The organism is Mycobacterium sp. 852002-51163_SCH5372311 (assembly GCF_001667115.1).
Lineage (GTDB): Bacteria > Actinomycetota > Actinomycetes > Mycobacteriales > Mycobacteriaceae > Mycobacterium.
Genome location: NZ_LZIJ01000011.1, coordinates 31,246 through 56,535 on the forward strand (window position 1 = coordinate 31,246; position 25,290 = coordinate 56,535).

28 protein-coding genes are annotated in these 25,290 nt (G+C 63.9%); 18 read left to right on the forward strand and 10 right to left on the reverse strand.

Annotation, left to right across the window (positions count from 1 at the left end):
- Window positions 1-38: 38 nt before the first annotated feature.
- Together A5791_RS00960 and A5791_RS00965 are read right to left on the reverse strand one after the other, a co-directional pair.
- The gene (locus A5791_RS00960) at window positions 39-446 is read right to left on the reverse strand and encodes a PIN domain-containing protein (RefSeq protein WP_231995761.1); all 408 of its coding nucleotides are present in this window, start codon (window positions 444-446) and stop codon (window positions 39-41) included.
- Between the two features lie 11 nt (window positions 447-457).
- Window positions 458-694 carry a DUF6364 family protein gene (locus tag A5791_RS00965; protein WP_082966671.1) on the reverse strand — a complete coding sequence of 79 codons (237 nt, stop codon included), beginning with the start codon at window positions 692-694 and terminating at the stop codon, window positions 458-460.
- 119 nt (window positions 695-813) lie between these two features.
- Between A5791_RS00965 and A5791_RS00970 the strand changes: the two genes are divergently transcribed.
- The 6 genes from A5791_RS00970 to A5791_RS00990 all read left to right on the forward strand — a co-directional run bounded on the left by A5791_RS00970 (window position 814) and on the right by A5791_RS00990 (window position 6,712).
- Window positions 814-2,505, forward strand: a complete 1,692-nt coding sequence (locus A5791_RS00970; protein WP_197504570.1) for an OB-fold domain-containing protein — start codon at window positions 814-816, stop codon at window positions 2,503-2,505.
- Entirely contained in the window at window positions 2,502-3,377 is an 876-nt protein-coding gene (locus A5791_RS00975; RefSeq protein ID WP_067229519.1) for an alpha/beta hydrolase, read from the forward strand. Before A5791_RS00970 ends, A5791_RS00975 begins: the two co-directional genes overlap by 4 nt.
- A gap of 150 nt (window positions 3,378-3,527) precedes the next feature.
- Window positions 3,528-4,730, forward strand: coding sequence for a cytochrome P450 (locus A5791_RS00980; RefSeq protein WP_067229522.1), 1,203 nt, complete (start codon window positions 3,528-3,530; stop codon window positions 4,728-4,730).
- Window positions 4,727-4,918 (forward strand): ferredoxin, encoded by a 192-nt coding sequence (locus A5791_RS00985; protein WP_067229525.1) that lies wholly within the window; start codon window positions 4,727-4,729, stop codon window positions 4,916-4,918. The genes A5791_RS00980 and A5791_RS00985 overlap by 4 nt, the downstream gene beginning before the upstream one ends.
- A 395-nt stretch (window positions 4,919-5,313) precedes the next feature.
- Window positions 5,314-5,481 carry a hypothetical protein gene (locus tag A5791_RS26295; RefSeq protein WP_156660932.1) on the forward strand — a complete coding sequence of 56 codons (168 nt, stop codon included), beginning with the start codon at window positions 5,314-5,316 and terminating at the stop codon, window positions 5,479-5,481.
- A gap of 70 nt (window positions 5,482-5,551) precedes the next feature.
- The gene (locus A5791_RS00990; protein WP_067229527.1) at window positions 5,552-6,712 is read left to right on the forward strand and encodes a zinc-binding dehydrogenase; all 1,161 of its coding nucleotides are present in this window, start codon (window positions 5,552-5,554) and stop codon (window positions 6,710-6,712) included.
- Between the two features lie 118 nt (window positions 6,713-6,830).
- Here the strand turns inward: A5791_RS00990 and A5791_RS00995 are convergent, their stop codons facing one another.
- The 7 genes from A5791_RS00995 to A5791_RS01025 all read right to left on the reverse strand — a co-directional run bounded on the left by A5791_RS00995 (window position 6,831) and on the right by A5791_RS01025 (window position 13,413).
- Window positions 6,831-7,019 (reverse strand): ferredoxin, encoded by a 189-nt coding sequence (locus A5791_RS00995; protein WP_067229531.1) that lies wholly within the window; start codon window positions 7,017-7,019, stop codon window positions 6,831-6,833.
- Window positions 7,016-8,293, reverse strand: a complete 1,278-nt coding sequence (locus A5791_RS01000) for a cytochrome P450 (RefSeq protein WP_067229535.1) — start codon at window positions 8,291-8,293, stop codon at window positions 7,016-7,018. The genes A5791_RS00995 and A5791_RS01000 overlap by 4 nt, the downstream gene beginning before the upstream one ends.
- A 101-nt stretch (window positions 8,294-8,394) precedes the next feature.
- Window positions 8,395-8,901, reverse strand: coding sequence for a hypothetical protein (locus tag A5791_RS01005; RefSeq protein ID WP_067229539.1), 507 nt, complete (start codon window positions 8,899-8,901; stop codon window positions 8,395-8,397).
- Complete coding sequence (locus tag A5791_RS01010; RefSeq protein WP_067229613.1) at window positions 8,898-9,509, reverse strand: TetR/AcrR family transcriptional regulator; 612 nt, start codon at window positions 9,507-9,509, stop codon at window positions 8,898-8,900. Before A5791_RS01010 ends, A5791_RS01005 begins: the two co-directional genes overlap by 4 nt.
- An 85-nt stretch (window positions 9,510-9,594) precedes the next feature.
- Complete coding sequence (locus A5791_RS01015; protein WP_067229542.1) at window positions 9,595-10,743, reverse strand: thiolase family protein; 1,149 nt, start codon at window positions 10,741-10,743, stop codon at window positions 9,595-9,597.
- A 96-nt stretch (window positions 10,744-10,839) separates the two neighbouring features.
- Window positions 10,840-12,006: an acyl-CoA dehydrogenase family protein gene (locus tag A5791_RS01020; RefSeq protein WP_067229545.1), complete on the reverse strand. Its 1,167-nt coding sequence runs from the start codon at window positions 12,004-12,006 to the stop codon at window positions 10,840-10,842.
- 108 nt (window positions 12,007-12,114) lie between these two features.
- A complete protein-coding gene (locus tag A5791_RS01025; RefSeq protein ID WP_067229549.1) occupies window positions 12,115-13,413 on the reverse strand; it encodes an amidohydrolase family protein in 1,299 nt (432 codons plus the stop codon).
- Between the two features lie 436 nt (window positions 13,414-13,849).
- Between A5791_RS01025 and A5791_RS01030 the strand changes: the two genes are divergently transcribed.
- Genes A5791_RS01030 through A5791_RS01065 form a run of 8 tightly spaced genes read left to right on the forward strand, consistent with a single transcriptional unit; the run spans window position 13,850 to window position 19,896 of the window.
- Window positions 13,850-14,395: a carboxymuconolactone decarboxylase family protein gene (locus tag A5791_RS01030; RefSeq protein WP_067229553.1), complete on the forward strand. Its 546-nt coding sequence runs from the start codon at window positions 13,850-13,852 to the stop codon at window positions 14,393-14,395.
- Between the two features lie 5 nt (window positions 14,396-14,400).
- Complete coding sequence (locus A5791_RS01035) at window positions 14,401-15,693, forward strand: aromatic ring-hydroxylating dioxygenase subunit alpha (RefSeq protein ID WP_067229556.1); 1,293 nt, start codon at window positions 14,401-14,403, stop codon at window positions 15,691-15,693.
- Window positions 15,677-16,000, forward strand: a complete 324-nt coding sequence (locus tag A5791_RS01040) for a hypothetical protein (protein WP_067229560.1) — start codon at window positions 15,677-15,679, stop codon at window positions 15,998-16,000. The genes A5791_RS01035 and A5791_RS01040 overlap by 17 nt, the downstream gene beginning before the upstream one ends.
- A gap of 3 nt (window positions 16,001-16,003) precedes the next feature.
- Window positions 16,004-17,218, forward strand: coding sequence for an amidohydrolase family protein (locus A5791_RS01045; protein ID WP_067229564.1), 1,215 nt, complete (start codon window positions 16,004-16,006; stop codon window positions 17,216-17,218).
- On the forward strand, window positions 17,202-17,621 hold the full coding sequence (locus A5791_RS01050) for a nuclear transport factor 2 family protein (RefSeq protein WP_067229567.1): 420 nt from the start codon (window positions 17,202-17,204) through the stop codon (window positions 17,619-17,621). Before A5791_RS01045 ends, A5791_RS01050 begins: the two co-directional genes overlap by 17 nt.
- Window positions 17,618-18,709 (forward strand): acyl-CoA dehydrogenase family protein, encoded by a 1,092-nt coding sequence (locus A5791_RS01055; protein WP_067229570.1) that lies wholly within the window; start codon window positions 17,618-17,620, stop codon window positions 18,707-18,709. Before A5791_RS01050 ends, A5791_RS01055 begins: the two co-directional genes overlap by 4 nt.
- A 2-nt stretch (window positions 18,710-18,711) precedes the next feature.
- Window positions 18,712-19,542 carry an acyl-CoA dehydrogenase family protein gene (locus tag A5791_RS01060; protein ID WP_197504571.1) on the forward strand — a complete coding sequence of 277 codons (831 nt, stop codon included), beginning with the start codon at window positions 18,712-18,714 and terminating at the stop codon, window positions 19,540-19,542.
- 45 nt (window positions 19,543-19,587) lie between these two features.
- Entirely contained in the window at window positions 19,588-19,896 is a 309-nt protein-coding gene (locus A5791_RS01065; protein WP_067229576.1) for a DUF4190 domain-containing protein, read from the forward strand.
- A gap of 30 nt (window positions 19,897-19,926) precedes the next feature.
- Here A5791_RS01065 and A5791_RS01070 read toward each other — a convergent pair whose 3' ends face one another.
- A complete protein-coding gene (locus A5791_RS01070) occupies window positions 19,927-21,111 on the reverse strand; it encodes an acyl-CoA dehydrogenase family protein (protein ID WP_067229580.1) in 1,185 nt (394 codons plus the stop codon).
- Window positions 21,112-21,352: 241 nt separating this feature from the next.
- Here A5791_RS01070 and A5791_RS01075 point away from each other — a divergent pair, with 241 nt between their 5' ends.
- The 4 genes from A5791_RS01075 to A5791_RS01090 all read left to right on the forward strand — a co-directional run bounded on the left by A5791_RS01075 (window position 21,353) and on the right by A5791_RS01090 (window position 25,120).
- Window positions 21,353-22,006 (forward strand): TetR/AcrR family transcriptional regulator, encoded by a 654-nt coding sequence (locus A5791_RS01075; protein WP_067229582.1) that lies wholly within the window; start codon window positions 21,353-21,355, stop codon window positions 22,004-22,006.
- Between the two features lie 191 nt (window positions 22,007-22,197).
- The gene (locus A5791_RS01080; RefSeq protein WP_067229585.1) at window positions 22,198-23,400 is read left to right on the forward strand and encodes a cytochrome P450; all 1,203 of its coding nucleotides are present in this window, start codon (window positions 22,198-22,200) and stop codon (window positions 23,398-23,400) included.
- 24 nt (window positions 23,401-23,424) lie between these two features.
- Complete coding sequence (locus tag A5791_RS01085; protein WP_067229589.1) at window positions 23,425-24,264, forward strand: mycofactocin-coupled SDR family oxidoreductase; 840 nt, start codon at window positions 23,425-23,427, stop codon at window positions 24,262-24,264.
- 10 nt (window positions 24,265-24,274) lie between these two features.
- Window positions 24,275-25,120: an SDR family NAD(P)-dependent oxidoreductase gene (locus tag A5791_RS01090; RefSeq protein WP_067229593.1), complete on the forward strand. Its 846-nt coding sequence runs from the start codon at window positions 24,275-24,277 to the stop codon at window positions 25,118-25,120.
- Window positions 25,121-25,290: the final 170 nt, after the last annotated feature.

Genomic DNA, 25,290 nt, shown 5'->3' on the forward strand with positions numbered 1-25,290 from the left:
GCTGTCGAGTCAGCGAGGCCTCTCTCTGCGGGTTCGATTCATGTGTGCGCGAACGGATTCGCTACACGTACCCCCTCGATAACCTGACCGTCGTTGAGCTCCTCCGTCCATAAAGTGTCACAACGTAATTCGGCGGCACTGCGGACAATCATGGCGTCCCAGAACGAAAGCCGGTGACGACTCGACAAAGTCGCTGCGGCGATGACGTCATCGGGCAACGGCGAGTGGACGCGCCATCGCACCAGGTTCTTGAGCGTGTCGACCGCGACGTCGGGACCCATCGTCTTTGCGATCTTGCGCGTCGCACTGACGTAGAACTCCTGCAGAACCTGCACGCTGAATGCTCCACGGCGTTCACGCCATAGGCGATCGACAAGCGCGCTGGCCACTTCGTGCTTTTCACCGGCCGCCACATCATATGCATAGAGCAAGATGTTCGCGTCCACGAAGTCCACGGTCAGCGTTCGTGAATCTCGTCGCGGGTCCAGGTGATCGGTCCGACCTCCAGGAGGCCCGCGCTCATCTTCTGACGCTCGAGCTCCCATGCCTCGTCGTAGTCGCGCACATCGCCGACGAGTTGCTCGAGCAATCGGGCAACCAGACTCGACACCGACATATCACGCTGGGCCGCCAGCACCTTCGCGCGTCGTACCAACTCCTCCGGCATCGAGAGCGTGATGTTCTTGGTCGTCACAGTGATCCAGTGTAGCACTGAATCACAGCTTGAGGCCGCCGTACGGTCGCTCACGTACGAGCGATATGGCGTGGATAGCACCTGCTCGCGAGTGATAACCTAATTCTCCGAATTGCATAATGCTCCTACCACCACAGTCCGCTTCCGGAGGTGACGTGTCAGCAGCACCGGGACGCCCGCTGCCCCTACTGACCGGCCAAAACGAGTTCTTCTGGAAGGCGGGCGCCGACGGCACGCTGCGATTTCAGGAATGCCAGGCGTGCCAAGCGCTGATCCATCCGCCCGCGCCGGTATGCCGCTACTGCCGGTCACGCGACATCGGCGTGCGGGACGTCTCCGGAAAGGCGACCCTGGCCGGCTTCACCGTGAACCACCGATTCAGCGTGCCCGGGATGCCGGCGCCCTACGTCATTGCGCAGGTGGCGATCGCTGAGGATCCCCGGGTCCGGCTGACCACCAACATCGTCGATTGCGACCCCGACCAGCTCGAGCTCGGTCAGCAGGTCGAAGTCGTCTTCGAGCAGATCGAGGATGTGTGGCTGCCGCTGTTCAAGCCCGCCGCAGCTACCGAGCCGTCGGCCCTGCCTGACGACGAGATTGCGCCGGAGCGCTTCGGCGAGTACGTCCGGCCCATGCTGACCACGGAGAAGTTCGAGGACAAGGTCGCCCTCACCGGGATCGGCATGTCACAAATCGGTCGCCGGCTGATGGTGCCGCCGCTGTCGCTGACTATCGACGCCTGCGAGGCGGCCATCGCCGACGCCGGGCTGACGATCGCTGACATCGACGGCCTGTCGACCTATCCCGGCGGCGGCAATCTCGGTGGGTTCGGCGAGGGCGGGGTGACCTCACTGGAAGCCGCCCTTGGCATTCGGCCGACGTGGCACAACGGCGGCATCGAGACGTTCGGCCCGGGCGGCTCGGTGATCGCCGCGATGCTCGCGGTCGCCGGCGGCCTCGCCCGTCACGTGCTGTGCTTCCGCACGTTATGGGAAGCCACCTTCAACGAGCTGATGAAGCAGGGCAAGATCATCCCCTCGATGGGCCGCACCGACAGTTGGCAGTGGCCGTTCGGCGCCACGTCGGCGGCACACACGCTCGCCCTCAACGCGCAGCGGCACTTCCATCGGTACGGCACCACCAAGGAGACGCTGGGCTGGATCGCGTTGAACCAGCGCGCCAACGCCGAACTCAACCCGACCGCCGTCTACCGGTCGCCGATGACCATGGACGACTATCTGAACGCCCGTCCCATCACCACGCCCTTCGGTCTCTACGACTGCGATGTGCCGTGCGACGGAGCCATCGCTGTCGTCGTCTCCGCCGTCGACGCCGCCCGCGACCTGGCCAAGCCGCCCGTCCTGGTGGAGGCGGTCGGGACACAGATCATCGAGCGGATCGATTGGGACCAAAGCACTTTGACCCATGAGCCGCAGGTGCTGGGCCAGGCCGCGCACGTCTGGACAAGGACCTCGCTACGGCCGGCCGATGTCGACGTCGCCGAACTCTACGACGGGTTCACCATGAACTGCCTGTCGTGGATCGAGGCGCTGGGCTTCTGCGGTATCGGCGAGGCCCGCGAATTCCTGGACGGCGGAAAGAACATCGCCCGCGACGGCGTGCTGCCACTCAACACTCATGGCGGCCAACTGTCGCACGGCCGGACCCACGGCATGGGCCTGCTGCACGAGGCGGTCAGCCAATTGCGCGGCGAGGCGGGCGAACGTCAGGTTGCCGACGCCCGGGTTGGCGTGGTCAGCAGCGGCGGGCTCACTCCCAGCGGGGTGCTTCTGCTGCGGGCGGACGCATGAGCGTCCGCCCGAGGGTCGTGATCGTCGACGGCGTGCCGATGTCGGCGATGGTCGCCGAAGCCCCCGACCCGAAGGCCGTGATCGTCGCCATCCACGGCGGCGGTACTACCGCAATCTATTTCGATTGCCCCGGCCATCCATCGCTTTCGTTGCTGCGGACCGGCGCTGCCGCCGGCTTCACGGTAATAGCCCTGGACCGGCCCGGTTATGGCAGCTCCGCGGCCTATCCGGATGCGATGGCCGCTCCGGAGCAGCGGGTCAACCTCGCGTACGGCGCGGTGGATCGCATCCTCGGACAGCGACCACGCGGCGCCGGAGTGTTCGTCATGGGCCATTCCGGCGGATGCGAACTGACGATGCGGATGGCCGCCGACGAACGCGGCGCCGATCTGCTCGGCATCGAATTGGCCGGCACCGGCCGGCACTATCATCCCGCGGCCCGCGAAATCTTGAAGACGGCAACAAGAGAACGCAAGCCGGCGGGCCTGTACGACCTGCTGTGGCATCCCGAGCGGCTGTATCCACCCGAGGTCCTCAATGGGGCCACCATCTCGCCGAGCGCCCCTGCGTATGAGGACCAGATGGTCTCCGACTGGGCCCGGCAAACCTTTCCGGCGCTTGCCCCCGCCGTGCGCGTGCCGGTGGAATTTAGCATTGCCGAGCATGAAAAGGTATGGCAGACAGACGATTCAGCGTTAACCGAAATCACCGCGCTGTTCTCCGGATCGCCGCGGTTCACCGTTAATAGGCAGCCCAAGGCGGGACACAACATCAGCCTCGGTCACAGTGCCGCCGACTATCACCGCCGGGTCTTCGCGTTCGTGGACCAATGCGTGGCCGCAGCGCCCTCGGTGAACGAAGAGGCGGGATGATGCGGGTCGGTTTCATCGGGCTGGGCAGCCAGGGCGAGCCGATGGCGCGTCGTATGCGCCCTTTGCGTTCCGCCACGAAAGCACTACCGTTACCGTTACAGTCAGGCATTCCGCTGTAATGGCCGGCAACCCGTCCGCAAGGAGTGTGCAATGACCAAATCGAAAGTCGTCTTCGATCCGTTCTCCGAGGAGTTTTTCAACGGCGCCTGGGATACCTACCGGCGGATGCAAGAAGAAGCGCCGGTCTACTACAACGAGGAGTACGACTTCTACGCGCTGACCCGCCACGAGGATGTGGCCGCGGGCCTCAAGGACTTCGAGACGTACTCGTCGTCGTACGGCATCGATCTGTCGATGGTGCGGTCCGGGCAAAAACCGCCGCAGTCCATCATCTTCATGGACCCTCCCGACCACCGCCACATGCGCAGCTTGCTGAACAAGGTCTTCACGCCGCGCGCCATCCAATCGCAGCGCCAGATGGTCATCGAGAAGATCGACAAATATCTCAGCGCGGCCGATCCCGACTCCTTCGACGTGGTGCGCGACCTCTCCGGTCCGTTCCCCGTCGAGGTGATCACAACGATGCTCGGGGTGCCGGAAGAGCATGCGCAGCAAATACGTCACTGGATCGACGTGTCGCTGACGCGCAAGCCCGGCCAGGTCGAAGTCGACGAAGTGGGCATGCAGGCCAACGTCAATACCGCGATGTTGTACTACGACCTGGTGAAGCAGCGCCGCGAGGATCCGCGCGACGACCTGTTCACCAAGCTGATCGAGGCCGAGATCGAGCGCGAAGACGGGCAGAAGACCAAGCTCGACGATCTCGAAATCACTGGTTTCGCAACGTTATTGGGCGGCGCGGGCGCCGAGACCGTCACCAAGCTGGTCGGTAATGCACCCGTGGTGTTCGCCCGCTTCCCCGGCGAGTGGCAAAAGCTGCTCGACGATCGCACCAAGATTCCGGCCGCTGTCGAAGAGCTGTTGCGCTACGAGGCGCCGTCGCAGTATCAGGTCCGTCGCTCAATGAAAGACGTCCACCTGCACGGCGTCACAATCCCGGCCGGCAAGCCGGTGTTCTTGATTAACGGCGCGGCCAACCGCGACCCCGCGGCCTGGACTGATCCCGACAAATTCGACATCGACCGCGACCGGTCCGAAGCCCAGAACATGGGATTCGGCTACGGGATTCACAGCTGCCTCGGCGCAGCGCTCGCGCGCATGGAGACCGCGATCGCACTGGAAAAGCTGCTCGACTTCATGCCTCGCTACGAAGTGGATTGGGACGGCTGCAAACGCGTGCACATGCAGAACGTCGCCGGCTGGCAGAACGTACCGGTGAAAGTCCTGCGATGAGAGTCGAAGTCGATTTCGGTCTGTGCGAGAGCAACGGGGTATGCATGGGCATCATTCCGGAGGTTTTCCATCTGGACGACGACGACATGCTGCACGTCCTGCAGCCAGAGGTCACGCCGGAGAACGAAGCGCTGATCCGCGATGCGGTGCGTCAGTGTCCCCGGCAGGCCATCTCGATTAGGGAGTAGTAGGGCCACGAGTGCTTGGCATTACGGCGGACTGAGCCCAGCATTCACCTTAGTTCTCACCATTCACAGCGCGCCAAAGCGTGGCATTTTGTTCGCCTCAGAGCGACAACTGTTGCGCGCCAAGCGATTTGTCCGTGGTGGCCGGACGAAAGTACTCGTGTCAATGTGCCCAGGGCGACAGTCGTAATGTCTTGGGCTTCAGTGTGAATCCTCGGCTTTGGGCGCGAATCCTGGGCTTTCGGTGTGCAGCCTGGGCGGAAATCCGCGTCGATTCCCGCCCTACATTCACACTGAAAGCCGTTGGTTCACAGCGAAAGCCGTCAGTTCACAGTGAAAGCCATCAGTTCACACTCAACGCGCAGTAACGCTTTCGTCCCTGTCCAGAAACTCGAGTGGTGGGCGGGACGCGCGATGCGCCGACCTCCACCCGAGCCCTCTGGCAGGGCGTTTGCCTCAGGATTGCCGCATGCATCAACATCGCCGTTGCCCCCGGGGTCGGGCATCCGATGACGACGGCCATGCTCGGTGATCTCGGCTCTGAGGACGAAATTGTGGTGCCGTAATACGAGAACATTTCCAAGCGTGGATGATGTGGATGCTGGGCACGTTAATCAGTCAAGAGAGGAAGCACAGATGAAAGCGGTGAGCTGTCTACACGGTAAGTTGTCGGTCGTCGACCTGCCTTCGCCGCAACCGGCCTCCGGACAACTGGTACTCGACGTGCTTCGGTGCGGTATCTGCGGTTCCGACCTGCACGCCAAGGACCATGGCGACGAGTTGGCCGACGCGATGAACGCCGTGGGCTACGAACATTCCCTCACCAGCGACACGCCGGTCGTGTTCGGCCACGAGTTCTGCGGTCAGATTGCCGAGCGGGGACGCGGCGTGGCCAAGCAATTCAAAGCGGGCGCCACCGTGGTGTCTTTCCCGTTGCTGCGCGCCCAGCAAGGTGTCCACCTCACGGGGCTCTCTCCGCTGGCCCCCGGGGCCTACGCCGAACAGGTGCTCGCCGAGGCCGCGATGAGCTTCGTCGTGCCCAACGGTCTGGATCCCAACATCGCCGCATTGACCGAGCCGATGGCAGTCGCGTTGCACGCCGTGCAGCGCAGCGATATCGGCAGGCGCGACGTGGCTGTCGTGGTCGGGTGCGGTCCGGTCGGCCTTGCCGTCATCTGCCACCTCAAGGCCAAAGGTGTGGAAACGATTGTCGCCAGCGACTTCTCACCGGGACGACGTGCGCTGGCCCAACGTTGCGGCGCCAGCGTCGTGGTCGACCCCGCCGAGGGCTCGCCGTACGAAGCCGCGTGCGCGCGTAAGGGCGTGGTCACCTCGGTGACCGATCTGTCCGAACTTGGCATCAGCGCGATGGAGAAGCTACGCAAATTGCCCGGCTGGAATCACGTCTACCGCGTCGCGGACAAGCTCGGCGCGGCAGCACCAAAACGACCTGTGATCTTCGAATGCGTGGGCACACCGGGGATGATCGACTCGATTCTCGTTGCGGCGCCGTTCAATTCGCGTGTCGTGGTGGCCGGCGTATGCATGGGCACAGACCACTTCAGGCCCACGGTGGCGATCGGTAAGGAGATCGACTTACGCTTCGTGTTCGGTTACACGCCGTTGGAGTTCCGCGACACCCTGTTCCAACTTGCCGAGGGCAAGCTCGACGCCACCGCACTGGTGACCGGAAGCGTAGGACTGGCGGGGGTTGACGCGGCGTTCGGAGCACTCGGAAACCCCGAAACCCACGCCAAGATCCTCATCGATCCGCAGAGCCAAACCAGCGAAGTGTGAGCGGTCTACGCAGTACCGCGAGCGTGCATAGTTGTACGCCGCTGATCGGCGTGTCACGTACAAACACGCACGCTCGCCATGGGCGGGAGTGCGCTCGCCATGGGCGGCAGTGAACGCGTCAACGTTCCTGGATTGCCTGCTCGGGGCAGCATTCGATGGCCTCACGGGTGGCCGCCTCCAATTCCGCTGGGACATCAGAGGTTATCGCCACCGAGTAGCCGTCGTCGGTCAGGCTGAACACCTCGGGACACAGCGTCAGGCACATGCCGTGACCGCGACAGCACTGATCGTCGACCCAGACCTTCATGCCGGCGTGAACTCCAGATGCAGCTCGGTCAGGCCACGCAGGATGTAGGTCGGAACATATTGGTAGCGACGGTCATTCGCCGGTCCGTGGACACGCTCGTTGATCCGGATGTCAGAGGTCCGGTCCAGCAGCCGCTCGATCGCTACCCGGGTCTCGGCCCTTGCCAGCGGAGCACCCGGGCAGCTGTGGATGCCTCGCCCGAACGAGATGTGCTGCCGGGCGTTCTTGCGGGCCAGGTCGAAGGTGGTGGGGTCGTCGAACCGGCGCGGATCACGGTTGGCGGCCGCCTGCACAATCATCACCGTGGTGCCTGCGGGAAGGTCGACCCCACCGACGGTGACGGGCACCCGGTTCAGGCGGAAGTCACCCTTGACCGGGCTCTCGATGCGCAACGCCTCTTCGATGAAGTTCGGGATCAGGCTGCGGTCCTTGCGCAGCTGCGCCTGAATGTCGGGTCGCTCTCCGATGGTCTGCAAGGCCGCACCCAGCAGCCGCACGGTGGTTTCCTGGCCGGCCGAGAACACGTTGCTCGCCACCCGTGCCACGTCTTCGACCTCGGGAATGGAGCCGTCCGGGTAGGTCGCGGTGGCCAGCCCGGTCAGCACATCGTCGCGGGGTTCACGCCGGCGGTCCCGAACGTAGTCGGAGAAAAGACCGTAGAGGAATGCCAGCGGACTGTGGGCCAGCGATTCCTTGCCGGTGCCGCCGATCCCGCCGCCCGAATGCTCGCGGATGCCTTTGACAAACTTGTCGCGATCTTCCATGGGCACGCCAAGTAGGTCGGCGATCACCAGCAGCGTGAACGGGCCGGCGAAGCCCTTGATCCATTCGCCGTGGCCGGGCGCCAAAAATTCGTCGAGTGCTTGGTCGGCAAGCGCCCACATGGCGTCCTCATTCTCCTTGAGGCGCTTCGGGGTGATCAGCCGCATCAGCAGGGAACGGTGGTTGGTGTGGGTCGGCGGGTCGAGGGTCGGTAGCTGGTCGCTGAAGGGCAGCTCGTCCCGATGTTTCTCGATCAGCTCGGTGATGTCAGTGAGACCTTCGAGCGGGACCGGAAAGCCGGGGAACGGTCCGGTCACTGAGATGCACGAGGACCACGTCTCAGCGTCGTTGAGCACCGCGCACGCCTCGTCCCAACCGGTGACCATGGTGACGTTGTGGTGGCTCTCCCGCGTGACGGGGCATTGCTGCCGCAGCGCCTCGTAATACGGATACGGATTCTTGACGAGCTGTTTGTCGCGGAAGAAATCCATCTCGGTGAAATCGTTCACCATCGCTTGCTCCGTTCGAATCTCGTCTAGAGAGAATCATCCTCTCAGAGATGAGTATTAGATTTCCACACGGCCCAGTCCGCCGTCAACGAGAGCCCGGGGTTTCAGCTGGCAGGAACCAGATCGGCGGCGACCGACGGGAACGCCATCAGCCCGCTGCGGAAGATCTCGGCGTCGTCGACCGAGATTTCCGGCGCGGCTGCGGCCGCCAGCGCCTGTGCCTTGAAGGTGTGGGCGGCCCTGCTGAGGCGATGTTGCACCAGGCCGACGTTGTCAGCGAGCTCGGCGGGCCAGGTCTCCCCCCACAGCGTGACCTCGGTGACGCCGTGGTCGAGCGCCAGCAGCACGCCTTGGCGCACCCGGGAATCGCATCCGACGAGGTCCGCGGCCGCCGCCAGGGACTGCGGACGAGGACGGGTTGCGGCCGACGCCAGCGCATCTTCAAGGTCGAGCGTGCGGGCTCCGAGGATCTGCAGAGGCCGATCGTCCGGGTGATCGGCGATCAGCACGGTGACATCCCATCCGGCCACCGCGCGATCGAAAAGCCAGCCCCCGGCGAACCTCACGACGTCCACGACGCTGGAGGCGACGACGTCGAGCCGGTACCTCATGTTCGGCGCAACGTCTTCCTCGCTGGCGCGAAGTCCCGGGCCAGCGCCTCGGCGTACTCCTTGAACACCTCGGCCAGCGGTATCGATGGATCGAGCAACCATGTGGTTTCCATTCCGTTGATGAAGGCGAGAATTTCGACTGCCTTGACTGCAGGGTCTATGTCGGTGCGATATCGGCCGGCGGCCTGACCACGGCGGATACCGTCGGCAACGATGCCGAGCGCGTCCCGCTGCCTGGCCAGCAGGCGATCATGTAGCGGGGCTTCCGGAAGGATGTTCTCCACCAGGAGCACCGTGAAGGTGCCCACGAGCTCGGGCGCCCGGTCGAACCGATCGGCGACCTGAGCGATCTCGGCGATCAGATCGCCTTTACGGTCCGCGTGGGCGTCGTCGTCGCGGTCGCGCGCGTCCAGCACCGCATGCAGCAGCTGTTCCTTGGATTCGAAGTGGTGCAGCAGCCCAGCGGGGCTCACCCCGGCTTCCCCGGCGATCTGCGCCAGGGTGGTGTTGCGCCAGCCGTTGCGCGTCAGGAGCCGCTGAGCGACGTCGAGGATGCGCTGCTTTCGGTCCTCACCCTTGGCGAGCAATGTGTCGTACGGACGGGGCAACGGACTCCCTCGGTCGAAAACCAACCAACTGAACACACAGTAGGTAGGTTTTGCCGAGCTGGCAAGGGTCAGGTTCGACGCGTGGTTAGTTCACGAGCTCAACCAAGGTGGCATTGGCGGTGCCGCCGCCCTCGCACATGGTCTGCAGGCCGTAGCGAATTCCGTTGTCGCGCATGTGATGCACCATGCGTGTCATCAGCACGGCGCCGGAAGCACCCAACGGGTGACCGAGAGCGATCGCGCCCCCCAGCGGGTTCATCCGCTCCGGATCGGCGCCGGTTTCGGCCAGCCAGGCCAGGGGCACCGGCGCGAAGGCTTCGTTCACCTCGAAAACACCGACCTCCGCGAGCGTGACGCCCGCCTTCTTGAGCAGCTTTTCGGTAGCCGGGATCGGGCCGGTGAGCATGAGCACCGGATCGGCGCCGGTGACTGCGCCCGCGCGGTAACGCACGATGGGCGTCAATCCCAGTCCGAGCGCCATCTCGGACGTGGTCACCAAGAGCGCGGCCGCGCCGTCGGAGATTTGCGAGGAATTGCCCGCGTGGATCACCCCGTCTTCGACGAACGCGGGCTTGAGCCCGGCCAGCTTTTCGACCGTGGTCCCGCGCCGCACACCCTCGTCATCGACGACGACCGCGGCGTCGCCGGGAAACACCGGGACGATCTGATTGGTGAAGGCTCCGGCGTCCTGCGCCGCCGCGGCCCGCTCGTGGGACTGTGCGGAGTACTCGTCAAGCCGGCTGCGGGAGAAGCCCCACTTTTTGGCGATCATCTCCGCCGACAGGCCTTGATTGAACGAGAAGTCATCATAGCGGGCAAGGACTTTCGGGCCATACGGCATCCCGGTTGCTCTGGCCGCACCGAGCGGGACACGGCTCATGACCTCGACTCCTCCGGCCACCACCACGTCTTGCTGACCCGACATCACCGCCTGCACGGCGAAGTCGAGGGCCTGCTGGCTGGAGCCGCAGGCCCGGTTCACTGTGGTTCCGGGAATGGTCTCGGGCCAGCCTGCCGCCAGGACCGCGTAGCGGCCGATGTTGCTGGATTGGTCACCGACCTGCGATACGCAGCCCCAGATCACGTCGTCGACCAGCTCCGGACCAACTCCCGCGCGTTCCAGCAGTTCGTTGAGGACGACCGCGGACAGGTCGGCGGCATGCATACCGGACAATCCGCCGTTGCGCTTCCCTACCGCCGTGCGCACGGCTTCGACGATGACTGTCTCGCGCATGTCCGCTCCGATCGCTATACCGCTCCGCCGAACGTGTTCTCACGGCGAAAAAATCGCAGAAAACTCGCCGTCGGTGCACGTTCGACGACTAAAACATCAATAACTTCTGGGCAATTTCAGCACATGCGACCCGAGGAAGTTCAGGATCATCTCCTGGCTGATCGGCGCGATCTTCATCAGCCGCGCCTCCCGGAAGTACCGCGCGACGTGGTACTCCTCCGAATAACCCATGCCGCCGTGGGTCTGCAACGCCCGGTCGGCGGCGGTGAAACCGGCATCGGCACACAGGTACTTGGCGGTATTGGCTTCGCGCCCACAGGGTTTGCCGTTGTCGTAGAGCCAGGTCGCCTTGCGCAGCATCAGCTCGGCGGCGTCCAGCCGAGCCAGTGAATCGGCCAACGGGAATTGGATGCCCTGGTTCATGCCGATCGGCCGGTCGAACACGTGCCGTTCGTTGGCGTATCGCACGGCCTTCTCCAGCGCTACCCGGCCGATGCCGAGCGCCTCGGCGGCGATCAGCATCCGCTCCGGGTTCAGGCCGTCCAGGATGTATTGAAACCCCTTGCCCTCTTCGCCAATTCGGTCTTCGACGGGCACTTCCAGGTTGTCGATGAACAATTCGTTGGAGCTGACGGCATTGCGGCCCATCTTGCGGATCGGGCGCACGTCGACCCGGCTGCGGTCGAGATCGGTGAGGAACAGCGTCATGCCGTCGGTCTTCTTCGAGACCTCGTCATATGACTGGGTTCGCGTCAGCAGCAGGATCTTGTCGGACTCCATCGCTTTGGAGATCCACACCTTGCGGCCGTTGATGACGTAGCGGTCTCCGTCGCGTTTGGCAAAAGTCGTTATCCGCGAAGTATCAAGCCCCGCACCAGGTTCGGTCACCCCGAAGCAGACATGTACATCGCCGGTCGCGACGGGCGGCAGGGTGCGGCGTTTGAGTTCCTCCGACCCGTGCACCACCACCGGCTGCATACCGAAGATCGACAGGTGGATCGAACTGGCGGCGTTCATACCGCCGCCGGACTTGGCGACCTCCTCGAGCAGCAGCGTGGCTTCGGTGATGCCGAGGCCGTGGCCGCCGTATTCGGTCGGGATCGTCATGCCCAACCAGCCGCCGTCGGCGATGGCCCGGTAGAACTCGGTCGGAAACTCGTGGGCCTGGTCTTTTTCCATCCAGTAGTGGTCGTCGAACTTCCGGGCCAACTCGGCGACCGACCGGCGAATCAGTTCCTGGTCCTCGGTCAGCTCGAATTCCATGTCAAGCACCCCTCTTCAGCGCGAGCCCCTTCAGCGCGAGCAGACGCAGAATCGCACGTTTACCGCCCGAACAATGCGATTCTGCGTCTGCTCACCGGACGTCGGCGCTCAGTCCTGGTTGCCGGACAGCTCTTTCGCGCTTGCTGCAAACTCCGCGAACGACGATCCCGACCTGGCGTCTTTGTGGTGGCTGAGTGCCCGGACCGACACGTCGTGACCCTCGGCTGCTTTACGCAGCGCCCCGACAGTCGCCTGCTCCGGGGTGATGTGGGTGAACGGGTCGAACGAGTACCAGCTCATGGCGTTCTGGTAGGTCATCTTTTTGATCTCGTCATCCGGAACGTTGTTGACCGACAGCACGTCCCACAGCTCCTCCGGCGCACCCGGCCACATCGAGTCGCTGTGCGGGTAGTCGGCCTCCCAGCAGATGTTGTCGATGCCGATCATGTTGCGCAGCGCGACGCCCACCTTGTCGCTGATGAAGCAGGTCAGGAAGTGGTCGCGGAACACGTCCGACGGCAGCTTGTCGCCGAAGTTCTGGTGTGTCCAGGTCGAGTGCATCTCGTAGGTGCGGTCGGCGCGCTCGAGGAAGTACGGAATCCAGCCCGTGCCGCCCTCCGACAGCGCGATCTTGAGGTCGGGATACTCCTTGATCGGACGCGACCAGAGCAGATCCGCGGCAGCCTGCACGATGTTCATCGGCTGCAGCGTGATCATCACGTCCATGGGCGCGTCGGGCGCGGTGATCGCCAGCCGGCCCGAGGAGCCGATGTGAATGTTCATCACGGTGTTGGTGTCGCACAACGCTTTCCACAGCGGGTTCCAGTACTCGTTGTGGAAGCTGGGGTAGCCCATCGCGGCCGGGTTCTCGGTGAAGGTCAGCGCGTGCACGCCCTTCTTCGCGACGCGGCGCACCTCGGCGGCACACGCCTCGGCGTCCCAGATCACCGGTATCGCCATCGGAATGAACCGAGCCGGGTACGCCCCACACCATTCTTCGATGTGCCAGTCGTTGTAGGCCTGTACCAATGCGACCGAAAAGTCGGGATCATCGGTGGCGAACAGCCGCGCTGCGAAACCGGGGAAGGACGGGAAGCAGATCGAGGCGAGGATGCCCCCGGCGTTCATGTCCTTGACCCGCTCGTCGACGTTGTAGCAGCCCGGCCGAATCTCGTCGAGCCCCGTGGGCTCGATCCCGTACTCCTCCTTGGGCCGCCCGGCCACCGCGTTGAGCGCGACATTCGGGATGACGGTGTCGCGGAACTTCCACATGTCCGAGCCGTCAGGGTTGTGTACCAGCCTCGGCGCGTCATCGAGATACTTCTTCGACAGGTGGTTCTGGAACATGTTCGGCGGCTCGACGGTGTGGTCGTCGACGCTGATCAGGATCATGTCTTCTTTGTTCACGGCTTCGTACCCTTCCCTGAAACTTTCGAGCGACAGATCTCAGCGGCCACCGAGCGGGCCCGGTCGGTCGCAGGCAAGCCGCCACCTGCCTCCAAGCTCTCTAGTGTTTGAAAACTATCTTCTCGCGAAGTGAGAATCAACATCCAACGTACCCGCAGACGGCTGGCGCCGCGGTTCCGCGCCCCACACCGCGGGGCGAATCCCGCAGTACCGAGGATTGAATCCAGCACCCGAAAAGACGGTTCTGAGCAGGTCAAGCTCAGCTACGTCGTCGTGTCGGCACCGCCTGGCGCACGCCGACCCCGAGCGGTTCAGCCCACAGCGTCAGGCAGCGGCAGATTCATAGGCGTCAGGATTGACCGAGAGGCCGAATCGTGCAAGTCTGTTGGTTACAAATGAGAATATGATTCTCTTTCATTGAGAGGAACGCCGCCCGATGCGCTTGCCGCCGCTGCCTGCCGACCGGTGGGACGAGGCTGTCCAGCAGTCGTTGGCCGTCATGCTGCCCCCCGAGCGCCGCAACCCACGGGGCGCCGGGAACGCGTTGTCGACGCTTGCTCACCATCCCGCGCTAACCAAAGCGTTTCTCCGGTTCAATGTTCACCTCTTCAGTTCCACCCTGCCGCCACGCGTTCGCGAACTTGCGATCCTGCGAGTGGCGCATCGTAGCGACTGCGGCTACGAGTGGACTCATCACGCAGCTATCGCCAAACGAGAAGGACTTACCGACGACGAGATCGCCGCGGTCCGCCAGAACGAGGCATCAGACGAATTCGAGCGCGCCGTGCTCGCCGGCGTCGACGAGCTCCAGGAGAAGTCCCGTTTGTCCGACGAGACCTGGGCCACGCTCGGTGAGCGTCTGGACGACCGCCAGCGCATGGACTACGTCTTCACCGTCGGCTGCTACACCACGCTGGCCATGGCTTTCAACACCTTTGGCGTCGAGGTCGAACGGGACCCACTAGACCAAACAGAAAGGTAAGTACGTTGGCCCACTTCCCGAAGCCAGCTGCCGGAAGCTGGACAGAAAATTATCCCGAATTGGGAACCGCACCAGTCGATTACACCGACTCCATCGATCCGGCATTCTTTGAAGCCGAGCGCGACGCGATCTTCAAGCGGACGTGGCTCAACGTCGGCCGGGTGGAGCGGCTGCCGCGCACCGGCAGCTATTTCACCAAGGAGTTGCCGTCGGCCGGGCGGGGCATGTCGGTGATCGTCGTCAAAACCAAGGACGGGTCGGTCAAGGCATTCCACAACGTCTGCCGCCATCGCGGAAACAAGCTGGTGTGGAACGACTTTCCACATGAGGAGACGTCCGGCACCTGCCGGCAGTTCACCTGCAAGTACCACGCCTGGCGGTACAGCCTCGACGGTGACTTGACCTTCATCCAGCAGGAGGACGAGTTCTTCGACGTCGACAAGAGCCAGTACGGGTTGGTGCCGGTGCGTTGTGAGCTGTGGGAAGGGTTCATTTTCATCAACTTGGACCAGCACGCAAAACCGCTCGCCGACTACCTCGGGCCGCTGGCCAAAGGCATCGAGGGCTACCCGTTCCACGAGATGACGGAGGCCTACTCCTACCGAGCGGAGGTGGGCAGCAACTGGAAACTGTTCATCGACGCGTTCGCCGAGTTCTACCACGCGCCGGTGTTGCACCAGGGCCAGTACACCAAGGAAGAAGCCGCCAAGATCATCAAATACGGCTTCGAAGCGCTGTACTACGAGCTGGCCAGTCCGCACGGGATGATCTCCACCTGGGGAGGTCAGGCACCGCCCGCGGACCTGTCCATGGTCAAGCCGATGGACCGCGTGCTGCGCAGCGGACTGTTCGGCCCTTGGGACAAGCCAGAAGTCATCGAGAAGCTCGATCAGCTCCCTCCAGGTGTCAACCCGAAGAAGGTCCCGCAGTGGGGCATCGACTCATGGCACTTCTACCCGAACTTCATGCTGCTGATCTGGGAGCCGGGCTGGTACCTGACCTACCATTACTGGCCGACCGCGGTCGACAAGCACATCTTCGAGTGCACACTGTATTTCGTCCCGCCCAGGAATGCGCGGGAACGCTTGGCCCAGGAATTGGCCGCGGTGACGTTCAAGGAGTACGCGCTTCAGGATGCCAATACCCTGGAAGCGACCCAGACCATGATCGGCACCAAGGTGGTCAGGGACTTCCCGCTGTGCGACCAGGAGATCCTGCTCCGTCACTTGCACAAGGTGACCGGCGACTATGTGACCGGCTGGAAAAAGGAGTTGGCCAACAATGGCGCTGCCCGCTGAATTCGCCGACCTGGAACCGTTTTTGGAGTGGGACCTGGCCACCGAACCGGAGCGGTACGCCAAGCGGCTCGCATCCACGATGGCCGAGATGCAGACGTTCTACGACGCCGCGTTCCCCCGTCTCGAGGACGCCATCGCCTACTGCGACAAGTTCCCGCTGGACGACCTACCCGAGGACGCTAAGACTCTCATGCACATCATGCAATCGTTGGTCATGGTGTCGTTTCCGATCGAGGCGTGGAAGCAGCCGCGCGTCCCCGACAGCGGTGCTGCCTGGGTGGAGCTGATCCGGGAGCCGGTGGTCTGAACGGTGCTCACGCTCAAGGCGGCAGGGCTACTTGACATCGATGCCGGCGAGATCGTCCGGCCCGGCATCCTGCGGATCGATGGCGACCGGATCGCCGGTGTCGGTGGCGATCCCGAGGGCGACCTGCTCGATCTGGGCGACCACATCCTGTTACCCGGGTTGATGGACATGGAGGTCAACCTGCTGATGGGTGGACGAGGCGAAAAGCCCGGCCTGTCCCAGGTGCAGGACGACCCGCCGACCCGGGTGCTGCGCGCCGTCGGCAATGCCCGCCGTACCCTGCGCGCCGGGTTCACCACGGTGCGCAACCTGGGCCTGTTCGTGAAGACCGGCGGCTACCTACTGGATGTCGCGCTGGGCAAGGCCATCGACGCCGGCTGGATCGACGGGCCCCGGATTGTGCCTGCGGGGCATGCGATTACGCCCACCGGTGGGCATCTGGATCCGACCATGTTCGCAGCGTTCGCACCGCACGTGCTGGACCTGACGGTCGAGGAAGGCATCGCCAACGGAATCGACGAAATCCGCAAGGCGGTGCGTTACCAGATCAAGCACGGCGCCGAACTGATCAAGGTCTGTTGCTCGGGCGGCGTGATGTCGTTGACGGGTCCTCCTGGCGCGCAGCACTATTCGGACGAAGAGCTGCGGGCGATCGTCGACGAAGCGCACCGGCGCGGACTGCGGGTGGCCGCACACACGCACGGCGCTGAGGCGGTGAAGCATGCCGTCGAAGCCGGGATCGACTGCATCGAGCACGGCTTCCTGATCGACGACGAGGCGATCGAGATGATGGTCGAGCACGGCACGTTCCTGGTGAGCACGCGGCGCCTGGCCGAGGGGATGGACGTCTCGCACGCGCCGCCCGAGCTGCAGGCCAAGGCCGCCGAAATGTTCCCCAAGTCGCGGACCTCGATACTGGCCGCGCACGAAGCCGGAGTGAAGATCGCGGTCGGCACCGATGCGCCGGCGATACCGCACGGCAAGAACGCCGACGAGCTTGTCACCCTTGTCGATTGGGGCCTGCCGTCGCTGGCGGTGCTGCGGGCGGCCACCGTGACCGCCGCCGAGCTCATCAACGCAGACGACCGCGGGCGGCTGGCCGCCGGCCAGCTCGCCGATATCATCGCGGTACCGGGAAACCCGTTGGAGGACATCACCGTTACCCGCAACGTCAGCTTCGTCATGAAAGGCGGCAAGGTATATGCCAAGCAGGACTGACGACCTCGTCGAGATCCAGCAGCTGCTCGCCCGGTACGCGGTCACCATCACCCAGGGAGACATCGACGGGCTGATCGGCGTTTTCACGCCGGACGGAACCTACAGCGCTTTCGGCGACACCTACCGCTTGGACAGATTCCCGGAGTTGGTCGAAGCCGCACCGAAGGGCCTGTTTCTCACCGGGACCGCATTGGTGGATGTCGACGGCGACACGGCAAGCGGCACACAGCCGTTGTGCTTCATCGAACATGCCACTCACGACATGCGGATCGGCTACTACCGTGACACCTACGCCCGCACGCCTGAGGGATGGCGGCTGAGAACGCGGGCCATGACCTTCATCCGCCGTAGCGGTGTGCACGACTCCGGACGCCCGCATGCGGTCGGGCGTCCCGCCCCGTGAATGTCGGGCAATTCCGGGCGGATCTGCGCGCTTGGCTCGATGCCCACGACCTGACGCCCGGCCCCGACCACTCGCTGCAAGGCCAGATGCGGCAACTGGCTCGAGTCCACCGCGCGTTGTACGACGCCGATTGGATGCGCTACGGCTGGCCGGTCGAAGTCGGAGGACTGGGTGGGCCGGCGCTGCTGCGGGCGATCGTCGGCGAAGAGGTCGTCGGCCGCCGCCTCGCCGAGCCCGGCCCCTACTCGATGGTCGAGGTGCTCGCCCCCACCATGATCGATTACGCGCCTGCCGAACTCGCGGCCGACATGGTGCCGCGTCTGCTCAGCGGCGAGGAACAATGGTGTCAAGGCTTTTCGGAGCCGGGATCCGGCAGCGACTTGGCGTCGCTGTCCACCCGCGCCGTCCAGCAAGGGGACAACTGGATTGTCAACGGGCAGAAGGTCTGGACCAGCTTTGCGCAGTTCTCCACCCGGTGCGTCCTGCTCACCCGCACCGCGCCGGGTCATGACGGGATCACCGCGTTCTTCGTCGATCTGGACACGCCGGGCATCACCATTCGGCCGTTGCGCACCATGCATGGGGTCGACGAATTCTGCGAGGTGTACTACGACGACGTGGTAATCCCGTCCAGCCGTATGCTGGGCCGGCCTGGAGACGGCTGGCGGCTGGCGATGGATCTCCTCCCCTACGAGCGCTCCACCTGCTTCTGGCAGCGCATCGCCTACCTGTATTCGCGGTTCGACGCGCTGATAGCGGAGACCTCGCCGGCAGCGGACGAGTCCGCCTTGGGCGCAGCGTATCTCGCTCTGCATACGCTGCGCTGCCGGTCCCGTGTGACCCAGCACCGGCTGCGCGACGGAGCCCGGCTGGGGCCGGATACCTCCGTTGACAAGGTGCTGCTGGCCGGCGCCGAGCAACGGCTCTACGACACCGTGCGCGACTTGATGCCCGGGGTCCTGGAACTCGACGACACCCCGTGGCGGCCGGAATACCTCTACTCGCGGGCCGCGACCATCTACGGCGGTACCGCCGAGATCCAGCGCAATATCATCGCCCGCCGGCTGCTTGACCTCGGGAAGGATTGATGGTGGAACCGTCGACGGATCCCGAGTCATTGCAGCTGCTGACCGATTCGCTGCAGAACGCGATGACCGCCGCCTCGGGCGCAAAGCTTGACGCGGCTTTGGCCGACCTCGGCTGGTTCGATATGCTCGACGAAATCCCGTATATTGCAATACCTCTGGTGTTTCGGCTGCTCGGCGAAACTGGTGCACACGCGGCGGTGCTGAATGACGTAGTACTGCATGCGATCGGGCGGGAGCCCGGCGGCACTGTGCCACTGCCGTACGCCGGCGGTTCCTGGGTAGTCTGGGACCGCACCGACGGCGCCAGTTCAGCGCTGGACGATGAGCTGCCGATTCATCGTGTAGCCCAAAGCGATTCAGCATCGACGACAGCACTGGCCGCCGGGCGCCTGGCACTTGGCTGGTGGTTGGTCGGCACCTGCAGGGCGATGCTGAACCTGGCGCGCCAGCATGCCGTGGACCGCGTCCAGTTCGGCCGGCATATCAGTTCCTTCCAGGCGATCCGGCACCGGCTGGCCGAGACGCTGGTGGCGATCGACGGCGCAGCGGCGACCCTGCTAGCCGCCGGTGACATACCGGAAGACCACGACGGTTCACACGCTTTGGCCTGCTTGCTGGCCAAAGCCGCGGCCGGCCAGGCTGCGCTGACCGCCGCACGTCATTGCCAACAAGTGCTCGGCGGAATAGGTTTCACTGCCGAACACCACCTGCACCGTCATGTCAAGCGGTCGTTGGTCCTGGACGGATTGCTGGGCAGCACACGCGAATTGACCCGGGAGGCCGGAACAATACTGCGGGCCAAGGGGTCCGCGCCGCGGCTTGCTCAGCTATAGCCTCGTGAAGGGGGGCCGCCTCGAAGTCGCCTAGAATCGGTGCCCATGAGTCAGCCCGGCCCACCTCAAGACAAATTGGCTGTGGTCTCGGTAATCCTCGGTGTGGTCGCGCTGATCACGTCCTGGGTACTGATCGGGATGTTGTTCGGTGTCGCGGCGATCGTGACCGGCTGGATGGGGCGGTCGCGGGCCAACCGCAGCGCGGCGCCGGGCTCGCGGGCAGCGACGATCGGCATCGCGTTAGGTGTGGTGTCGATCGTGGTCGCATTGGTAGCCGTGGTCTGCTACCTCTGGCTACATGCTCAGCCCGTCGAGCACCACTGCAAGGATTTCGACACTTACCGGCGCTGCTGATCCTGATTATGAGATGTGCAGCCGCACTGGCTAATTGCGCGGGAGGCCCAGTATCCGCTCGGCGATGATGTTCCGCTGAATTTCCGAGGTGCCGCCGGCAATGGTGGCGGCGAAGGTACGCACGTACCTGTCGAACCGGCTGCGATAGTGACTGTCGAGGTCGAGCGGGGCAAAGGGCGCGGTAATCCCATGCAGCAGAAGACCATCGGATCCGGTGGCGTTCAACGCGTCCTCGGTTGCGCGCTGCAGGGCTTCCGAGCCAAGCAGTTTGAGCACTGACTGCGCCGGTACATCCTCTTCGCCGCGAGCCGCCTTCGCTATCGCCGCCGAGCCGAGCAACTGCAGCGCCTGGGCATCCATCACCAGGGTGGCGTAGTGATCGCGTTGCAGCGTGCCCGACGGCTCGAAATCGAGTGCCATCGCATGCAACAGGTTGACGTAATCCATCCACAGCATTGCGCGTTCGTGACCCAGCGAGCCGGTTGCCACTCGCCAGCCCCCGTCCAGCTCACCCACCAAGTTGCCGGCCGGCACCCGTACGTCGGTGAAAAACACCTCATTGAAGTCGACTTCGTCAATATCGCACACGGACGCGAATGGACGGCACACTACACCTGGGGTATCGGTAGGGATCAACAACACGCTGATTCCCTTGTGTTTCGGCGCATTCGGATCGGTGCGCACGAACGTCAACAACACATCGGCGTCATGGGCACCCGACGTCCAGACCTTCTGGCCGTTGACCACGAAATGGTCGCCGTCAAGTACCGCACGTGTTTTCAGCGACGCCAGATCCGAGCCCGCCCCGGGTTCGCTCATGCCCAGCGACGCGGTGATCTCTGCGCGCAGAATCGGCACCGCCCATCGCTGCTTTTGTTCCTCCGTTCCAAACGACAACAGAGACGCCGCGATGATGCCGATGCCTTGCGGGTTGAAACTCGGATAGATCCGTCGTCGCGACAACTCCTGGGCGTGCACGTAGCGCTGTAACAGCGTGGCGTTGCGACCGCCGAACTCCGGCGGATTGCCCGGTAGCAGCCAGCCGTTGTCGAATAGCAGCCGTTGCCATTGCCGCGCCCACTCCGGGATGTGTGAACTCGACCGCGACCGTTCGAACGCGGCGCCGGTTTCGGCGAGGCGGGGCAGCTGCGTGTCGAGGAACGCCACGAACTCGGCTCGAACCTCCTCGACCTCCGCGTCAAAAGTCAGCTGCACAGCACTCTCCGGAGCTTCCTGCGGTTGGCGACCCTTAGCGGATGAAGGTTTCCACCCACAACGCGGTCGGTTCTTTCGGTTTACGCTTCCATACGCACGTGTGAGAGAATAGTATTCTCGTCGTGAGAAAGTTACAATCTCCGACACGTCGTCCGTGAGGGGGTCGAGCGCACCGATGTCACGGCGTTCTCCGGTACAGTCCAATCATGTTCTCCCCTCGCGGCAATCACCCGAGCCGTCGGTGACCAATCCAGGCGAGGAGCCTGCCTGGAAGCAGCGCGCGGTCGAGCGGTCCATCAAGACCGCCAAACTTCGTGCCGCGCAACGCGTTCAGCGATTCTTGGACGCAGCGCAAGCCATCATCATCGAAAAGGGCAGCACGGACTTTACCGTCCAGGAGGTCGTGGACCGGTCCAGGCAGTCGCTGCGCAGTTTCTATCTGCAGTTTGACGGCAAGCATGAGCTGCTGCTTGCGCTGTTCGAAGACGCGTTGAGTCGCTCAGCCGACCAGATCCGCGCGGCCACGGAAAGCCACTCCGACCCAATCGAGCGCCTCAAGGTCGCCGTCGAGCTCTTGTATGAGGCGTCGCGCCCCGATCCAACGGCCAAGCGGCCACTGTTCACCGACTTTGCACCGCGGTTGCTGGTCACGCATCCCGCCGAGGTCAAGGTCGCCAATGCCCCGTTGATAGCGTTGCTGACCGAGCTCATGGAAGCGGCCGCCGAGGCCGGCGAGTTGCGCGCCGGGATCAACCCCAAGCGGGTTGCCGCCATAACTATGCAGACGGTCATGTTGATCGCGCAGTACAGCGGCGGCACCGACGACGCGACCGTCCACCCCATCACTGCCGACGAGGTGTGGGACTTCTGCTCACGGGGATTCGCTCGTAGCTGATAGGCACTGGTGAGCAAATACCGCACGCGGTTTGCCTTGCGAGAATCAGATTCTCTAATATTCAGAACAAGAAGTAGCCAAAACGGATTCGTCGTTGACACTTGTTGGTGGGTGATGTCAGAGTTCACAAGCGACACGATGCGCGCTCTGGGGCGCCGCGCGCGGCAAGTTCCGGCGAGAGGCGATAATCCGTGACAGTCAGCGCGGCCAGCGACGTCTACTTCGACCCGTATGACGTGGAGCTGAACGCCGATCCGTACCCCATGTTCCGGCGACTGCGTGAAGAATCGCCGCTGTACTACAACGAACAACACGACTTCTACGCACTGAGCCGCTTCGCCGACGTCGACCGCGGCATCGTCGACTACCAGACCTTCAGCTCGGCTCGGGGCGCGATCCTGGAGATCATCAAGGCGAATATCGACATCCCGCCCGGGACAGTAATTTTCGAGGATCCGCCGATCCACGACATTCACCGCAAGTTGTTGTCGCGGATGTTCACGCCGCGCAAGATCAACGAGCTGGAGCCCAAGATCCGCGAATTCTGCGCTCGCAGTTTGGATCCGCTGATCGGTACGGACCGGTTCGACTTCGTGGCCGACCTGGGCGCGCAGATGCCGATGCGGGTGATCGGCATGCTGCTGGGCGTTCCGGAGGAAGACCAAGAAGCCGCACGCGATTTCGCGAATGCGCAGATGCGAACCGAGGCCGGTAAGCCGATGGCGACCACCGCCGAAAGCATGGTCAATCCCGAGTTCTTCGGCCAGTACATCGACTGGCGCGCCGAGCATCCCTCCGACGACATCATGACCGAACTGCTCAACGCGGAGTTCGTGGACGAGACCGGGACCGTTCGCAGACTCACCCGCGATGAGCTGCTTACCTACGTCAGCGTGGTGTCCGGGGCGGGCAACGAGACGACGACCCGGCTGATCGGCTGGACCGGCAAGGTGCTGGCCGAGCATCCCGACCAGCGGCGAGCGCTCGTCGAGGATTCGTCGTTGATTCCCGCGGCCATCGAGGAGTTACTGCGCTTCGAGCCGCCGGCCCCACACGTGGCGCGTTACGTCACCCGCGATGTCGAGTACTACGGCCGACGGGTGCCCGAAGGCAGCGTGATGATGATGCTCATCGGCGCCGCCAACCGCGACCACCGCCAATTTCCCCCGGACGGAGACGTTTTCGATATCCGGCGCGAGCCCCGCCAGCATCTGACCTTCAGTGTCGGCACCCACTACTGTCTGGGCTCCGCGCTGGCACGCCTGGAGGGCCGGATCGCGCTCGAGGAGATCTTGAAGCGCTTTCCCGAATGGGACGTCGACCTTGGCGAGTGCAGGCTGTCCCCGACGTCGACCGTGCGGGGCTGGGAGACCATGCCGGCCGTTCTCGGCTGAGCTTGTTAGGAAAAGAGGTAAGACATGACAGGGCGCGTTGACGGAAAAGTTGCCTTCATCACCGGAGCGGCGCGCGGTCAGGGCCGCAGCCACGCGGTGCGGCTGGCGGAGGAAGGCGCCGATATCATCGCCGTCGACGTCTGCAAGCCGATCGTGCAAAACACCACCATTCCGGCGTCGACGCCGGAGGATCTGGCCGAGACCGCCGATCTCGTCAAGGGTCTCAACCGCCGGATCGTCACGGCCGAAGTCGATGTGCGTGACTACGACGCACTCAAAGCCGCAGTGGACAGCGGCGTCGAGCAGCTTGGCCGGCTGGACATCATCGTTGCCAACGCCGGGATCGGCAACGGCGGCGACACCCTGGACAAGACCAGCGAATACGACTGGCAGGAAATGATCGACGTGAACCTGTCCAGCGTCTGGAAAACGGTGAAAGCCGGTGTGCCGCATATCATCGCGGGTGGCAACGGCGGCTCGATTATTCTGACGAGCTCGGTCGGCGGCCTGAAGGCCTACCCGCACTGCGGCAGCTACGTCGCGGCCAAGCACGGGGTGGTCGGAATCATGCGCTCCTTCGCAGTGGAATTGGGGCAGCACATGATTCGCGTGAACACCGTCAACCCGACGCACGTCAGCACCCCGATGATCATGAACGAGGGAACCTGGAAGTTGTTCCGGCCGGATCTGGAGAATCCAGGCCCCGACGACATGGCCCCGATCTGTCAGATGTTCCACACGCTGCCGATACCGTGGGTCGAGGCGCAAGACATCAGCAACGCGGTGTTGTTCTTCGCCTCCGACGAGTCCCGGTATATCACCGGCGTCACCCTGCCTGTCGACGCGGGTAGCTGCCTTAAGTAGCATCCGGTCTGTGAATGGACTTGCCGGGTTTGACGGACGTGGAGCGGTCATCACCGGTGGCGCGAGCGGCATCGGGTTAGCGGCGGCCACCGAGTTCGCCCGCCGCGGAGCCAAGGTTGTCCTCGCAGACATCGACAAGCCCCGGCTGGAAATGGCGGTGACGCACCTGCGTCGCGACGGGTTCGACGCGCACGGAGTGATGTGCGACGTCCGTCATCTCGACGAGGTCACCGCACTCGCCGACGAGTCATTCCGGCTGCTCGGCCAGGTGGATGTGGTATTCAGCAATGCCGGTATTTGCGTGGCGGGGCCCATCGCGGAGATGACGCACGAGGACTGGCGGTGGGTGATCGACATCGACCTGTGGGGGTCGATTCATACCGTCGAAGCCTTCCTGCCCCGGTTGCTCGAGCAGGGCACCGGTGGCCACATCGCGTTTACGGCGTCCTTCGCCGGCCTGGTGCCCAACGCCGGACTCGGGACGTACGGCGTCGCCAAGTACGGTGTCGTCGCGCTCGCGGAAACGCTGGCCCGTGAGGTCAGGGACAACGGCATCGGGGTGTCGGTGCTGTGCCCGATGGTCATCGAAACCAACTTGCTGGCCAACTCGGAACGAATCCGCGGCGCGGACTATGGGCTGGCTTCGACGCCCGACGTCACCGGATCGCTTGGGTCACTCCCCCAGCAAGACGACACCCTCGGCATCGACGACGTTGCCCGTCTGATCGCCGATGCGATACTTGCCAACCGGCTCTACGTCCTTCCGCACGAGGCGTCCAGGGCGTCGATCCGCCGCAGGTTCGAGCGCATCGACCGCACTTTCGACGAACAGGCCGCCGAGGGCTGGCGGCATTAGTTTTGGCGAGCAGACGACGGGTTCCGGTGTGAACTGACGGCTTTCGGTGTGAACTGACGGCTTTCGGTGTGAAGCTAGGGCGGGATCGAGCCGGGCGGATTCAAGCGGTGGCCGCAACAAACGTGGACGGGTCTGACAGTAGCCGGTCGAGTTCTTCGGCGGGTGTGCGG

Bases quoted from the DNA above. Each gene is read 5' to 3' on its own strand.
- A5791_RS01050 (WP_067229567.1), top strand. From the start codon at position 17,202: ATGCCAAGCAGGACTGACGACCTCGTCGAGATCCAGCAGCTGCTCGCC.
- A5791_RS00970 (WP_197504570.1), top strand. From the start codon at position 814: ATGCTCCTACCACCACAGTCCGCTTCCGGAGGTGACGTGTCAGCAGCA.
- A5791_RS01015 (WP_067229542.1), bottom strand. From the start codon at position 10,743: ATGCGCGAGACAGTCATCGTCGAAGCCGTGCGCACGGCGGTAGGGAAG.
- A5791_RS01065 (WP_067229576.1), top strand. From the start codon at position 19,588: ATGAGTCAGCCCGGCCCACCTCAAGACAAATTGGCTGTGGTCTCGGTA.
- A5791_RS01040 (WP_067229560.1), top strand. From the start codon at position 15,677: ATGGCGCTGCCCGCTGAATTCGCCGACCTGGAACCGTTTTTGGAGTGG.
- A5791_RS00995 (WP_067229531.1), bottom strand. From the start codon at position 7,019: ATGAAGGTCTGGGTCGACGATCAGTGCTGTCGCGGTCACGGCATGTGC.
- A5791_RS01030 (WP_067229553.1), top strand. From the start codon at position 13,850: ATGCGCTTGCCGCCGCTGCCTGCCGACCGGTGGGACGAGGCTGTCCAG.
- A5791_RS00985 (WP_067229525.1), top strand. From the start codon at position 4,727: ATGAGAGTCGAAGTCGATTTCGGTCTGTGCGAGAGCAACGGGGTATGC.
- A5791_RS01020 (WP_067229545.1), bottom strand. From the start codon at position 12,006: ATGGAATTCGAGCTGACCGAGGACCAGGAACTGATTCGCCGGTCGGTC.
- A5791_RS01085 (WP_067229589.1), top strand. From the start codon at position 23,425: ATGACAGGGCGCGTTGACGGAAAAGTTGCCTTCATCACCGGAGCGGCG.
- A5791_RS00990 (WP_067229527.1), top strand. From the start codon at position 5,552: ATGAAAGCGGTGAGCTGTCTACACGGTAAGTTGTCGGTCGTCGACCTG.
- A5791_RS00975 (WP_067229519.1), top strand. From the start codon at position 2,502: ATGAGCGTCCGCCCGAGGGTCGTGATCGTCGACGGCGTGCCGATGTCG.
- A5791_RS01000 (WP_067229535.1), bottom strand. From the start codon at position 8,293: ATGGTGAACGATTTCACCGAGATGGATTTCTTCCGCGACAAACAGCTC.
- A5791_RS01005 (WP_067229539.1), bottom strand. From the start codon at position 8,901: ATGAGGTACCGGCTCGACGTCGTCGCCTCCAGCGTCGTGGACGTCGTG.
- A5791_RS00980 (WP_067229522.1), top strand. From the start codon at position 3,528: ATGACCAAATCGAAAGTCGTCTTCGATCCGTTCTCCGAGGAGTTTTTC.